We start from the raw sequence: 12,547 nt of genomic DNA on the forward strand, positions 1-12,547 counted from the left end.
TTAAGTGAAGCACCAATACGCCGATAATTCGACGCGGTGCGGTCGCGCATTCTTCCTCTCAAAAGTATTTTTCCGACTTGCGTGCTGGTCAGCTTCGCAGCGCAAGCACACGGAGAAGAATTGCGCGGCCGCCATGCGACAGGCGATCGTGAAACAGTTCGGAGAGCCGGTCTCCATGCTTCCGCACCGAAAACCTTTTCCGGAGCTCATGGGCGCGAGACAGCGAGCAATAGAGAAAATCACGACGTAGCCGGCGCAGGCGGCTGCCATAGCCTCTAACATCGGCGCTCGCGTAGGCCTCCATCAGGGTGCGCATCAAATAGTCATCGCTCGGATCAACATAAGTTTCGTGGGAAACGCTCGATGATCGCATGGACACGGGTTCATCGCTCGACAGAAATAAGTTCCTGCGGGTCAGCCCATCCGATACGCCCGTCGCTTCTTTTGTGAAATCTCCATAGTTCACAAAAGGCAGCGCTGCGAGTTGCCGGCGCAGATTTTCGAGCGTCGCCGACGGGATCCGGACGCCGTTGCCCGCGCTGGTGTCGAGCTTATTGGCGCGCACCGTGGCGTAGAGGTCGCCCCAGAATTTGTCCCAGGGGGCGGTGCCGTTGCGGTTAGACGAGGGATTCTTGCGAACGCTATATGTGGTTTGAGTGAGGTAGGCCGCCAGTTCGCCCATGTGGCGCGTAACAGCGCCGTCAGGATCATAGACGTCGATCATGGCGTGGACGCACTCATGCAGGAGCAGCGCCCGATCGCTATCATTTGCGGGCGGCGCTTTCTTCTGCGTCAACAGAACATCCGTAACCTGATCGTAGAAGGCGAGATCCTGAGTGCCGCCCTTCACCAATATATTGCCGGCACGAATGTGATCGCGAACTGTCGTCAAGTATTCGCCCTTGATATGGATCTTGTCGACGTAGAACTCGATGCCAAGCGCTACCGAGTCACTGAGTGTGTCCAGGACGTCGCCTTCGGTCAGTGGCATGACCTACCTCCCTTGCGTGGTCGAGCAATAGTGGTCCGGCTAGGCCCCGCAAGCGCTGAAACGCTGTACTGCACTAATAGGAGCCGCCCGCCCCTCCGTTCGCGTTGTCGAAGGTGGCTAGATCGTCCCGCCGCCGCCGCCGAAGATTTCGACGACCACAGCGCGATTGGCGGCCCTGTTCATCACGGTCGTGTTGTCCTTCAGATACTCGTAGAGTGAAGCGGGCTTGACGGAGAAAACGCGCGAGCGGGCGCTTGGGCCGAACAGGTGAAAGACGTTCTTGGCCCGGCCCGTGCGCAGGAAGCTGTTGTTCCGTTCGCCGCCGGTGCTGTCGCTGTATCCGACGATCTGGAACTGCAACGACTTGTCGGTCTCGAATCGGATGAGCTGCGCTGCCAACAGCGGATCGCGCTTGGCGATGTTCTTGAGATGCCGCCAGTCGACGCCGAAATCCCAGATGATGAGATATTGGCAGATGCCGGCCGGCGGGACCAGACTGACGTCCACACCGAGATGGCCGACCTCGGTGCGGGACGTCGCGACTTCATTGGCCACGTAGGGAAAGACGGCGGCGCTGTGAACCTTGGCAAGCGGCGAGCACTTCGGTTGCGTCGCCATATTCGGCATCTGTTCCACCGGACCCGGCGGCGTGTATTGCGGCAGTGGCTGCGGCGCGCGTCCCATGGCAATCTCTCCCGTTGCTGGCGTGGCCTGCCCAAAGCTAAGCACTGGAGGGAGCGTCGGCTCCCACCACGGCTATGACTAGTAGTGACGTGAGCGGTCGGGGAAGTTCAAAGGTGAGGTGCGGGCGCCCTCAACAGGGCCATTAGCGGACATTGATTGGCCTTCCGCGCTCTCCGGAAAGCGGGATAGGCTACGCCTATTGCCGTCCGGGCCAAATTGTTGCGGAGGAACTGGCCATGAAACTTCGCCGCCGAAATTTTCTGCGTCTCGCCGCGGGGGCCGGCCAGATTGTGTTCCCGCCGCCGAAGGAGGCTCTCATTTCCGCGCGCAAAATTTCGCGTTGACGGACCGAACTGAGACAGGAGAACCAGACATGGCCGCCTTTCAAGAGGTTTTCCGCCGCTCCGGCATCGATGAGCGCCGCAGCCCGCCGGGCATGGTGGTGCCGTTCGGCGGCTCCAACATCGTGGCGCTGATCGATCCCGGAAGAAAGCTCAAAGTCGATCCGAACGCCCATGCCCTCGGGATCAAGGAGATCGATGGCGCCGATACCCTTAGACGCGTCATGCAGGCCAGAGAAACCTTCTCCAAACCCGATATCGATCCGCAGCTCAGGGCGGCGTCACTTCCCGCCACCTTCAATGGCGATGCACGGTTTTTCGAGATCAATGGCCGGATTAAGCCGATTGGTTTTCCCGGCCTGGAGGTGGTGGCCCGGTCGGCCGGCCGGAAGATCGAAGCCAAGCTCTATGTCGTGGTGCTACCGGAAATCAAGATCAAGGTGGCGTTCCGCAATGTCATGGTTCCGGGGAGTGGCGGCGCTCCGGCGTTTCACGCCAAGAAGCCCTGCAACGAGCAAGACGAATTGCTGACGATGAACAATATATGGAGGCCACAGGCCAACATCCGCTTCGAGCGGGTGCCAAGCGACTGGCTGGTCATCGACGACTCGCAGGCTGCCATCAAACAGGAGATCGCCAATGCGACTGGCATGAAGGATGCGAGCCTGGCGACCTTTCCCGATGTGATCGACGTCGAAAAACTGAAGGGCATCTTCGTCAAACACAAAGTTCAGGGCGCCCATCTAACCATTTTCTGCGTCGATAAGGTTTGGTCCAATGGCGGCCTCGCCAATGGCTCGTTTGCTCGCGGGCTGGACCTTGCCTTCATCAGCTCGCAACGCGGGCCTAACACGTCTGCCCATGAATCCGGCCATTTTCTCGGCTACTACTCGAAGAGCGCGACCAAACCCTGGGACAGCCAAGGCCACACGCTGGAGACCGATCCGAAAACCGGAAAAGAGAACAGGGCGGAAGACATCAAGATGCTGATGCGCGGGGGAGGCGCCGGGTGGAAAATTCCGTTTAATCTCGTCAAGGAGTTCCGCGACTTCCCCGGCTAGCATCCGAAGATCAGACAGAAGCTGGAAATCACTCCAGACGTTGAATGTCGCCTTGGGTCAAAAGCTGCCCCGACGGCCCCGATACGCTTACTTTGCCGCCTGGCAGGCAGAGCGTGTCATCGGCCATCATAACCGCAATACGCTGCGCTTACGCCTCGATCCCAAGGGAGATTCGACAGACCTTGAGCCGGGCATGAGTGTCTGGCTTGAGAACTAGCGAGGACCCGAGCTCCGAAGTATCGCTTCGGCTGCTCACGTCTCAATCGGCTTCGGAGCTGATGTCGCGATTGGACTGCACCCTACGCCTGGGTACGCTCATTGTTACGCGCGAAGCACTCGATCGAACCCGCACGATTCATCCTCCGTTGCAGGCGAACTCGAGAGGCGCGCCCTGCGCAACTCGTCGGTGTCTTTGATCGCATCGCGTATCGGTGGCATGATGATGCGCGCTGAAGCCCGTGGAAGCCGAAATTGTAAGCCAAGGTTGTCGTTGCAATGCGGACCAGGCTCCAACTTCGCGACGTGACCAAGCCCCTGGGCCAAGCGGCGGTGGGCGCGTTGACGATCGGAATACTGCGTGCCGCTCGCCATTTCGATCCAACCAAGACCGCCAACTTATTCGCTCGGATCACTCGCTCAATCGGGCCCATGATGCGGGAGCAAAAGACCGGTCGAGCCAATCTAACCGCCGCATTTCCGGAAAAATCGCCTGCAGAGATCGAGACCATTCTCGCAGGCGTCTGGGACAATCTCGGTCGAGTCGGCGCCGAATTCGCGCATCTTGATCACATCTGGAACTATGATCCCGCACGGCCCGAAGCTAGCTGCATCGAAATCGACAGGCGCTCATATGAATTGTTTACGCAGCTGCGGCTCGACGGCAAACCGGCGCTGATCTTTGCGAGTCATCTCGCTAACTGGGAACTTCCGGCCCTGGCAGCCGTCGCGCACGGGTTGGATACTGCGATCCTGTATCGCCGACCCAACATCGCGTCCGCCGACCGCATCATCCAGGATATGCGCGCCGTGAAAATGGGCACGCTCATTCCCGCGGGTCGTGATGCGCCCCTAAGACTTGCCGAGGCCCCTAAAAGTGGCCAGCACGTTGGAATGCTGGTCGACCAGTATCTGACCAACGGCGTCGAGGTTACTTTCTTCGGCCGCAAGACCAGGGCCAATCCGATGCTTGCGCGACTGCTGCGGCAGATTGAGTGCCCGATTCATGGTGTGCGCGTCATCCGTCTGCCCGGACAGCGCTTTCGTGGCGAACTGTCTGAAGAAGTGAAGCCGGTCCGCGATGCCGCCGGACAAATTGACATTCAGGGAACGATGCAGGCGGTCACATCGGTCATCGAGGGCTGGATCCGCGAATATCCCGATCAGTGGCTGTGGCTACACCGTCGCTGGAGGTAGCACTTGACTGACTGCGGTAGCCCTTAGTGGAGGTACATGGTCCAGCTCGGCAATGCGGCGGTCAATCTCGCCGATCACGCGTTCCGAGAACGGCCCGAGGTGCATGTACAACGCCATCAGCATCACGATGTACCGTAGCGCGCCCGGATTGGTCTCCGCGACTTCGACGAAGGTCTTCCAGAACGGCTCGCGAACCTTCGGCAGGGCCCGCATGATCTTGTGTACGCTGTCGATGCCGCCAAGCCTCTTGCGCACGTCGCCATCCGGCAGGTCGCGGCGTCGGTCGGACCGGTCGAGCATGGCGGCGAGACGCGACAGCCGTCCTGCATATGCTGCCGGACTGTAGACGTGCCCGAGCACGGCCTTGTAATCGGCAAGGATGTCACGAAGCGGACGCTTAGTATCGAAATTGCATCCGAGCGTGCACTGATCGCCCGTCTGCTCGACATTCATGAGGTCATGGCCCTGGTGCAAGCGGCCTTCCGCGGCCAACCGCCGTGTAAGCTGTGTCCCAGGCAGCGCATAAAGCAGTCCAACGATGGAGACTGGAATGCTCGCCTCCTCGATGAGGTCGGCCATCGCCTGTCCTATCGAGGCCTTTTCGCTATCGAACCCGACGATGAAGCCAGCGGTGACGAACATGCCGTAGCCGTAAATCTTGTGAATGCACTCGGCGATGTTGCGCCTGGTGTTCTGCTTCTTCTTCATCTGCACGAGCGTCTCGGGATCCGGGCTCTCGATGCCGACGAAGATCGCGAAGAAGTTCGCATCCTTCATTGCCTGCAACAACTCGCTGTCGTCCGCGATGTTGATCGAGGCTTCGGTTGAGAACTCGAATGGATAGTCGTGCTCCTCCAGCCAGGCTTTGAGCCGCGGCATCAAGGTGCGGAGGTTCTTCTTGTTGCCGATGAAATTGTCGTCGACGAAATCGACATGCCCGCGATAACCGTGATCGTAGAGCGCCTGCAACTCTGCGAGAATCTGATCGTTGGTCTTGGTACGCGGCACGCGACCATATAGCTCGATAATATCGCAGAACTCGCAGGTGAACGGGCAGCCACGCGAATACTGCAAGCCGATGTATAGATAGTGATCGAAGTTGAGCAGATCGTAGCGAGGCATCGGGCTCAGCGTGACATCTATCGTGAATTTCTCGGCGATGAACACGCCCTTGCGTTCGCCGCTTTCCCAGGCGGCGATGAACTGCTCGATGACATGCTCGGCCTCGCCGATCACCTGAAAGTCCGCGTCCGCGTAAAGATGCGGGCTGGAGGAGACGTCCGGCCCACCAACACATACTGGCTTGCCGCGCAGGTGGGCGAGATCGATCAGGTAGATGGCATCAGGCTGCTGGTTGAGCATACCGCCGATCATCACAAGATCGGCCCAGTCGAGGTCCGCATCTGTCAACGCCTCGGTATTGCGGTTGACGAGCCGGATGTCCCAATGCTTCGGCAACATAGCGGCGACGGTGATCAGGCCGAGTGGCGCCGTTGGATACTTCGCGCCGACGAGTTCGCAGGCCTCCGCATAGTTCCAAAACGAATTCGGAACGAACTTCGGATAGATCATCAGGACGCGGCAGGGGATTGTCATGCTGTTCCAGCCCGGGCGTTGATGGCACAATGCCCCGCTGTTTATCGGGGCTCAAGGGTTCGCTTCGCTCGTCAATAAGGCGTTTGAGTGCTGGTTATGGAGGTGAGCACTGCGGTTCAGCTCGCACACCCCAACGGTAGTGCATTGCGAATCAATCAGGCCGGACGCGAACATCGCGGACCGTAAGGCTAGTATCAGTATCCGCAGATACGCGTTCTAATTGGATTTTTTTGGGGCACGCTTTTTCGGTCCAGTTCCGGCACCGTCCCCACGGCAGGGCCAAGCATCCCTGAATGCTTCGATCGCGACGGTGATCCCCGGTTCATTCGCTCGATCCGGATTGTTATCAAGATACTGCAGAAAAACCTTCGCACTTTGCAAAGGGCTGCCTTGCGCGGGGGGGCATGCACGCACGTCAGCGGGCAGATTTGGCGAAAAGAGCATCGCGGTCTCGATCATTCCCTCACATGCGCCTGCGGACCGAGCTTCGTCCTGATTGCGAAGCGAGTTCTTGACAAGCAGCTCGCAAGACTTTTGCGCGTCGGTTCCCTTATCGACAACCGTGGCACTGGCCTTCCCGATGATCGCTAGGATAAGGCCGGCAACAATCATATGGACCCGCATCCGCGTCCCCCGAATACCGGCGCGATAGCTTGCAGGCATTGAGTATGTTGCAAGAGAGCGGCCGCCCGCGCCGTTCCAGGCGGCTCAGACGGCTTAGCTCAAAAAAAGCGTCTGATCCACCGCGCTCGAATAGGAGCGAAGTGAACTCACCTCTTCCATTTCCACAAAGCTAAAAGAGCCCTTGTCGACTTGACAACACGCAGCTTTACGCGCCGTGACCGCCGCAAAGGTCGGCTACACCGCGATCATGATCGCGAATCAACATCGGCGGCGACAAGCGTGCTGATGGTACAGATCTCGATCCGGCGCGGAGAGCATCTATTATCCTGCCGTGTACGCGACGTGCACTGGTCGATTGATGTCGATGCTCGGCCTCGACGCAGAACCATTGCCTAAGCGGTGATCTTCGTCTGCGACGACAAGTTCTGCGAACCTTCCTCAACTACGCCAAGGAGGACTTCACCCTCAGAACGGTTTCCAACAAGAGCTTAGCCACGACCAAGCGGAGGTGGAGCTGCCTTGCAGCGCAGCGCCACGGACGTTCCATGATCTCCCGGCCTATTCATCAACCAGGCGAGGCAGCGCACGAAGGTTGGTCGTATCGAACCGCATCCTCAAAGAACAAGCTCGCTTGAATTTCTTGAAGACCTCACACCCATCCAGACGCAAGGAAGAGTGGATGAACTCAATTCGAGGATTTTAGCCTCGACCTGGTTCAAGCTGCACCGTTTTTCGTCCCCCGTTCAGCTCTCTGAGTTTGTTGACGTATTCCTCAGGCTTTAGCAGATGAAACGGAGCGTTGAGGCCCATGAACGTCGCTATGCGGCCGATAAAGGCAGTACAGTTTGTCGTTGCTGCATTCCAGAGCGGCGAAGACTCCTGCTGGCGCTTGATATAAGCAAAGACCTTCTTGGCGTCTGCCTCAGACAAATAGACGCGATAGCTGGCCGTCAGATATTGCTCGTCAAGATCACCGTAGGTCGCACCCGTCTCAGAAGGGACAAACATAATGTGTCCCAGGATATAGGGCACCTCGTCGCCGGCCGGAGCCAGACCAGCGACCTCGACCTGCTTTTCGCCCGTCTTTCCGTACCAGACGAATGCATGACCGTACGTTGCCGCCGTGCGGGCACGAAAATCAACGTAGTAGGGACCCGTGGCGGCAGCTCTTCGAGCTGGTTTTACATCGGATATCGCCGGCGTAGCAGCAGCCATGGTCGCTGCATGCTTCATCGCCGAACTGGGGAGAGCGTCCCGTTGCTGCTGGTCGGTACGCGCCACGAGTGGTTGCGCGCTACTGATCCCGGCCCCCAAGCCTACAAAGGCCGCCAGCATGGCGGCCTTTGCAAGAAGCCCCAGACCCGGATATTTCCGAATCACTACCGCCATCTTCGAATCCTCTTGGATCCAAGATCCGATGCCACAGGTAATCTGCTACCCCAAACGAACGCCGCTGGCGTACGAATGAATAGTCAGATCAACCCTTGGTCACCAACGGAGCCGGGGCAGCGACCGGGTATTTGCCCACGGGGCTCTTACCCACGGGATATTTGCCGATCGGAGCTTTGCCAACCGGCGCCGCGACGGCAACCGGCTGAGGCCGTGGCAGGTCCGCAGCAGCTGCGGTTCCCACGAAAGCCAAAGAAGCGATTCCAAGGACAACGAATTTCAACATCGGTTCTCACCATTGTTCGGAACGATTGGATTCACCTGACACGCATAGGAATAACCCGACACTCGCCACGGCACCAACGAATAGACCGGGGAGTCCGCGGTTCCGACCGCTTTTTCTGCCGTATGTTGCGGAAATGGCACGCAAATTGAGGCGTCTGGTTCCAAATCAGTCTCGTGGGTACCACAGGTCGAGACGTGCCGGGACCCACCTCAGAGTATCCACGGGAAGACTCGACCGGTCCGCGCCATATAATCGCGATAGCTGTCGCCAAACGTCTGCAACATCATTCGCTCTTCTCTTGCAACGCGGCCAAAGAACAAAATCCCGAAGCCGGCAATGCCTGCAAAACCGGCGATCCAATTCGGCAGCAGCAATGCCTGGGCGATGGCCCACAGCCAAAATGCCGAATACATCGGGTGTCGAACTCTCCGGTAAATCCCTTCCGTCACAAGCTCATGGTTCTCCCGCACGTCGAGACTTATCGACCAATTCCGGCCGAGTGCACGGTGTGTCAGGTGAAACACGCCCCAAGCCGCGATCGCAAAGAAAGACCCCAGCCAAGCCAACCAGGGATAAAAACTGTGATCTGCGAAACGAGGCATTCCTGTCGCTACGTAGGCGAGCGGCACAAGTCCGAGTCCCGAAAGAGATATGAGCAGGAGCGCAGTTTCCAGGGGGCCGCGAGCGCTCCGCACAACCCTCGCACGGCGGGAACGCCGCGCGTACTTATAGCGTATGAGGTACCAGCCGATCACCAACGCAACGAAGATGACTTTTGAAATGGTGGGCGTCATTTGAATCAGGCTGCCGCGCCCGGATTTCCCAGCAGTTCGCTTTCCGACACCGGCGCGCCCGCAACAAGGCCTCCGTCGTCAGCGATCATCGACACAGCGCCATCCGGGGCGAGCGTCTGGGATTTGGCTGAAATAGGTCCGCATGTGAGCATGAAGTAGTCGTACGATGTTCGCCTGTCATTTCCACTGACGAACTGGCAGTGCACGCGGAAGAAATTGAAGCGGATGCGTTGATACATGTCGTCGTTAAGCATTCGACTAATCTTCACGACCCGGACGGTCGCCTCGTTTTCTGTCGACAAGCCCATTTCGGCCATTGGCCGGCATTTGTAAAAATTCAACACGTCCGTGAGGGCCTGATAGTCGCCCCAGAAGATCGCGCGGGAATTGGCGACGCGTTCCACCGCCCCGCGAAAGCGCACTGCCTTCGGGTGCAGGCCGATCTTGAGTATGGAAGATCCAACGCTCAAGAATGTGACGGGAATCTTTTTCCGACCGAGCGCAGGGTCCAGCTTCAAGGCGCGATCAAGTAGATCAACCGCTAGTACGGCGCCAAGGCTGTGCCCTACGACCAAAATTTCGTCTGCGGCAGAGTTGCTCGCCGCAACCACAAGCTCGGCGGCCAACCTGTCCAGCCTCTGCTCTATTTCCGAATTACCGAATCGAATGTACTCGCAAGAAAAGATCCAATCGTCGAACAAGTCGCCCAGGTGCAGCCAGCGCCACGGACCCGCCAACACGGCTGCGAGTCCGAAGAGGCCGCCACCGGTAGCAATGGGAATTGATCCGGTGATCTTGAATGCAGCCACGCCAATCAAAAAGGCGGCAGCGATGAGCAATCCGAAAGCGACAAATGGATAGAGAAAGAAAAGTGCGTAGCGCCAATTGGTCTGCAAGTAACGCCAAAGAGCGCCGGCCAATACGAAATCCAGAAACGCAAGAATGCCGATGGAAATGCGTGAGCCGATGCTTCGACCCCCGAACACCTCGATTACATCGTGCCATCGGACCAGACGGTAATCGGTTTCGACGAGCCAATCGGGGCCGATTGTCGTCACGTTCCATTGTATCTGGTCGGCGGTATCATGCGAACCGTCGACGGTCGCTTTCACTGACCAAGTACGTTGGAACCTCTCAATTTCGCGCACAAAGCGTCGTTGCGCGCTGGCATGCGACGTGATTGGATCATAGCCACCGATATGGAATACCAACCGTTTCGCTACAGGCTTGCCGCACATTGTCTTATCCCCGGACTCATGCGTGCTGCTCGCTGCCCCCTCAATCGATCTGTAATCAAAAACAGACGTTTGACGCCAAGGGTTGTCAAGAGAGAATCCACCAGTTATTGGGGAACATGGGTCGATTTGTTCTACCATGCGTAAGCCGAACCGCTCGAACAATAGCGTCGATCGGTGCTGCCGTGATTGTCGGTTTGTCGAGCACAGCGCCCTCTCAAGCGCAGGACGGGGCATCATCTGGCGAGAGATGCCTTGCTGCAAATTTGGATGTTTCGCTGGGCGCACAATTGCCCCGCACGGCGGCGCGTTTGAGATCTGGTGAGCCGCTAAAGATTGTCGCGATCGGATCATCGTCGACCGTGGGGCTCTGGGTACTTCGGTCCGCGGCCACATATCCGCAGGTGATGCGCCGAGAACTCTCGAGGCTTAGATCCAACGCAACGATCGAGGTCATCAACAGCGGTCGAGTCGGTGATACGATTCCGAACAACATCGCGCGGTTCGAGCGTGACGTTTTCGCGCACACGCCTGATCTCGTTATCTGGCAATTAGGTACTAATGACGTCGCCTGGGGTGGCCGGCCGGACCAAGGGCTCAAAAGAAGCGTTCTTGAAGGGGTAAGGGCACTTAAGGCGGGGTCTGCCGATGTCGTGCTGATGGATCTGCAATATGCGCCACAGGTGCTCGCTTCCGCTAGCTACTCAACGATGGAGGGCATCATCGCCGATGCCGCGAAGCAGGAACGGGTCGGTCTATTCTCTCGTTTTGCGCTGATGCGTAACTCGATCAATGCCGGAGTTGCGCAAAGCGAGCTTGTAACGTGGGACGGATTGCACAACACCGCCGATGGTTATGATTGCATTGGACGAGCCCTTGCCCGAGCAATCTCAACGAGTGCGCGTTGAGAGGCCCTAGCTCGGGCGAATCGAAGGCTGCGGGCTCGCAAGAGTTTGGGCACCGGCCGTGACAGCGATGCCGAGCGTGCAGATGCCCACCAACGCGAGCAAAGACCAACTATCGTTGACAATCGCCGCATCTCTCGCAGCGGTGACAGCAATTCGCGCCGACGCTGTCAGGAGGTGCGCTCATGCACCATTATGCCAGCCAACTTGTTGACCTGTTACTGGTGCTTGTCGCCGCGTGGATGGTGCCGGCCACCATCTTTATTATCTACGCCTATTTCGCTCGTCTTAAGAATCCGGTCAGCGAATCGGTCTTTGGACGTGTGGTCATCGTTTCCTTGTTCATCATAACCACGTCGATTTGGCTCCCGATAATTGTGGCCGCCATAGTCCTATCACTGATCGGTCATTTGTGGTTCCGCTTCAGGGGACAACTACGCAAGTAGCTGGGTATTGGTAGAGGCGAAAAAGATGGATTCAAATTAGAGCGGCCCCTCAGCAAACTAAAAAAGGGAAGCGAAGCAATGTCCGCGTTTCTCCCTGCTCTGACGATAGCTGCTGTCAATTTTATAACAATCGCCACGGCTGCAGAATGGCGACCGCAGTTTCTCTCAGCGTGCCGAAACGGTTGCGCGCAGCAAGGCGGCTTTTCGACGGACGCTTGCTCGCAGATTTGCATCTGCATGGCGTCAGAGTTGGAAACGAAGTTTAGTATCGAGACTCTCGGCTCCATTGATCCCCCGAGTGCTGAGCAACTACACCAAACTAACGAAATCAGAATGCTTTGCGTCCGGCGCGTACTAGGACATTAGAGCTGTTACCATTGGCACGGTGGTCATCAGCTTGACCCTGACGTAGCTCTCCGTCTTTCCAGCCGCAAAATTGGCTGCCCCGGCTGTTCGAGGACAATATCGCGCCGACGGCGCATCCGAGTCCTCCCTTGCGAGACCATCTCAGCCCTGAGCTCGAAAATGGCCTTTGCACCTGGTGGATGCGGTCGCAAATGGACATGGCGATCCTTCCATTCTCCGCCCCGATCGGCTGCCTTGGATGCCGAACGAAAGAGGATATCCCAAGAGCTGCAGAACGAACCGCCTGCCTCAAAGGAAGTCGCGCTGCATCCCGCCGTCCTGAAACGATATGAGGAGCAACTCAATCGGCTTGAAGAAGCATCGGGGAAAAGTATCACAGCCGGCGACGCAGAAGCCGCAGAAGCCATCAGAGACCT

Annotated in this window: 12 protein-coding genes; 4 read left to right on the forward strand and 8 right to left on the reverse strand. The window is 57.9% G+C overall.

The window, feature by feature from the left end; all coding sequences use genetic code 11:
- Window positions 1–88 precede the first annotated feature (88 nt).
- Window positions 89–991 (reverse strand): hypothetical protein, encoded by a 903-nt coding sequence (locus ABIA90_RS35820; RefSeq protein ID WP_354120279.1) that lies wholly within the window; start codon window positions 989–991, stop codon window positions 89–91.
- A 117-nt stretch (window positions 992–1,108) separates the two neighbouring features.
- Entirely contained in the window at window positions 1,109–1,675 is a 567-nt protein-coding gene (locus ABIA90_RS35825; RefSeq protein WP_028150755.1) for an OmpA family protein, read from the reverse strand.
- Window positions 1,676–2,048: 373 nt separating this feature from the next.
- Here ABIA90_RS35825 and ABIA90_RS35830 point away from each other — a divergent pair, with 373 nt between their 5' ends.
- A complete protein-coding gene (locus ABIA90_RS35830) occupies window positions 2,049–3,077 on the forward strand; it encodes a hypothetical protein (protein WP_071911349.1) in 1,029 nt (342 codons plus the stop codon).
- A 495-nt stretch (window positions 3,078–3,572) separates the two neighbouring features.
- Entirely contained in the window at window positions 3,573–4,490 is a 918-nt protein-coding gene (locus ABIA90_RS35835; RefSeq protein WP_354120278.1) for a lipid A biosynthesis lauroyl acyltransferase, read from the forward strand.
- Here ABIA90_RS35835 and ABIA90_RS35840 read toward each other — a convergent pair.
- The 6 genes from ABIA90_RS35840 to ABIA90_RS35860 form a co-directional block, all read right to left on the reverse strand.
- Window positions 4,470–6,086, reverse strand: a complete 1,617-nt coding sequence (locus ABIA90_RS35840; RefSeq protein ID WP_208088032.1) for a B12-binding domain-containing radical SAM protein — start codon at window positions 6,084–6,086, stop codon at window positions 4,470–4,472. The genes ABIA90_RS35835 and ABIA90_RS35840 overlap by 21 nt on opposite strands.
- Window positions 6,087–6,302: 216 nt before the next feature.
- On the reverse strand, window positions 6,303–6,749 hold the full coding sequence (locus tag ABIA90_RS35845) for a Rap1a/Tai family immunity protein (RefSeq protein WP_354120277.1): 447 nt from the start codon (window positions 6,747–6,749) through the stop codon (window positions 6,303–6,305).
- A gap of 660 nt (window positions 6,750–7,409) precedes the next feature.
- Entirely contained in the window at window positions 7,410–8,099 is a 690-nt protein-coding gene (locus ABIA90_RS35850; protein ID WP_354120276.1) for a hypothetical protein, read from the reverse strand.
- A gap of 88 nt (window positions 8,100–8,187) precedes the next feature.
- Window positions 8,188–8,385 carry a hypothetical protein gene (locus ABIA90_RS45645; protein WP_071911340.1) on the reverse strand — a complete coding sequence of 66 codons (198 nt, stop codon included), beginning with the start codon at window positions 8,383–8,385 and terminating at the stop codon, window positions 8,188–8,190.
- 209 nt (window positions 8,386–8,594) lie between these two features.
- Window positions 8,595–9,179 carry a protein-S-isoprenylcysteine O-methyltransferase gene (locus tag ABIA90_RS35855; protein ID WP_354120275.1) on the reverse strand — a complete coding sequence of 195 codons (585 nt, stop codon included), beginning with the start codon at window positions 9,177–9,179 and terminating at the stop codon, window positions 8,595–8,597.
- Window positions 9,180–9,184: 5 nt separating this feature from the next.
- A complete protein-coding gene (locus ABIA90_RS35860) occupies window positions 9,185–10,417 on the reverse strand; it encodes a hypothetical protein (RefSeq protein ID WP_247303758.1) in 1,233 nt (410 codons plus the stop codon).
- A gap of 182 nt (window positions 10,418–10,599) precedes the next feature.
- Between ABIA90_RS35860 and ABIA90_RS35865 the strand changes: the two genes are divergently transcribed.
- Both ABIA90_RS35865 and ABIA90_RS35870 read left to right on the forward strand, forming a co-directional pair.
- Window positions 10,600–11,322 carry an SGNH/GDSL hydrolase family protein gene (locus ABIA90_RS35865; protein ID WP_247303760.1) on the forward strand — a complete coding sequence of 241 codons (723 nt, stop codon included), beginning with the start codon at window positions 10,600–10,602 and terminating at the stop codon, window positions 11,320–11,322.
- A 182-nt stretch (window positions 11,323–11,504) separates the two neighbouring features.
- Entirely contained in the window at window positions 11,505–11,765 is a 261-nt protein-coding gene (locus tag ABIA90_RS35870; RefSeq protein ID WP_071911332.1) for a hypothetical protein, read from the forward strand.
- Window positions 11,766–12,547: the final 782 nt, after the last annotated feature.

The sequence above is a fragment of the Bradyrhizobium sp. LA6.8 genome, assembly GCF_040547935.1.
Classification (GTDB): domain Bacteria; phylum Pseudomonadota; class Alphaproteobacteria; order Rhizobiales; family Xanthobacteraceae; genus Bradyrhizobium; species Bradyrhizobium barranii.

Bases quoted from the DNA above. Each gene is read 5' to 3' on its own strand.
- ABIA90_RS35820 (WP_354120279.1), bottom strand. From the start codon at position 991: ATGCCACTGACCGAAGGCGACGTCCTGGACACACTCAGTGACTCGGTA.
- ABIA90_RS35825 (WP_028150755.1), bottom strand. From the start codon at position 1,675: ATGGGACGCGCGCCGCAGCCACTGCCGCAATACACGCCGCCGGGTCCG.
- ABIA90_RS35830 (WP_071911349.1), top strand. From the start codon at position 2,049: ATGGCCGCCTTTCAAGAGGTTTTCCGCCGCTCCGGCATCGATGAGCGC.
- ABIA90_RS35835 (WP_354120278.1), top strand. From the start codon at position 3,573: ATGCGGACCAGGCTCCAACTTCGCGACGTGACCAAGCCCCTGGGCCAA.
- ABIA90_RS35840 (WP_208088032.1), bottom strand. From the start codon at position 6,086: ATGACAATCCCCTGCCGCGTCCTGATGATCTATCCGAAGTTCGTTCCG.
- ABIA90_RS35845 (WP_354120277.1), bottom strand. From the start codon at position 6,749: ATGCCTGCAAGCTATCGCGCCGGTATTCGGGGGACGCGGATGCGGGTC.
- ABIA90_RS35850 (WP_354120276.1), bottom strand. From the start codon at position 8,099: ATGGCGGTAGTGATTCGGAAATATCCGGGTCTGGGGCTTCTTGCAAAG.
- ABIA90_RS45645 (WP_071911340.1), bottom strand. From the start codon at position 8,385: ATGTTGAAATTCGTTGTCCTTGGAATCGCTTCTTTGGCTTTCGTGGGA.
- ABIA90_RS35855 (WP_354120275.1), bottom strand. From the start codon at position 9,179: ATGACGCCCACCATTTCAAAAGTCATCTTCGTTGCGTTGGTGATCGGC.
- ABIA90_RS35860 (WP_247303758.1), bottom strand. From the start codon at position 10,417: ATGTGCGGCAAGCCTGTAGCGAAACGGTTGGTATTCCATATCGGTGGC.
- ABIA90_RS35870 (WP_071911332.1), top strand. From the start codon at position 11,505: ATGCACCATTATGCCAGCCAACTTGTTGACCTGTTACTGGTGCTTGTC.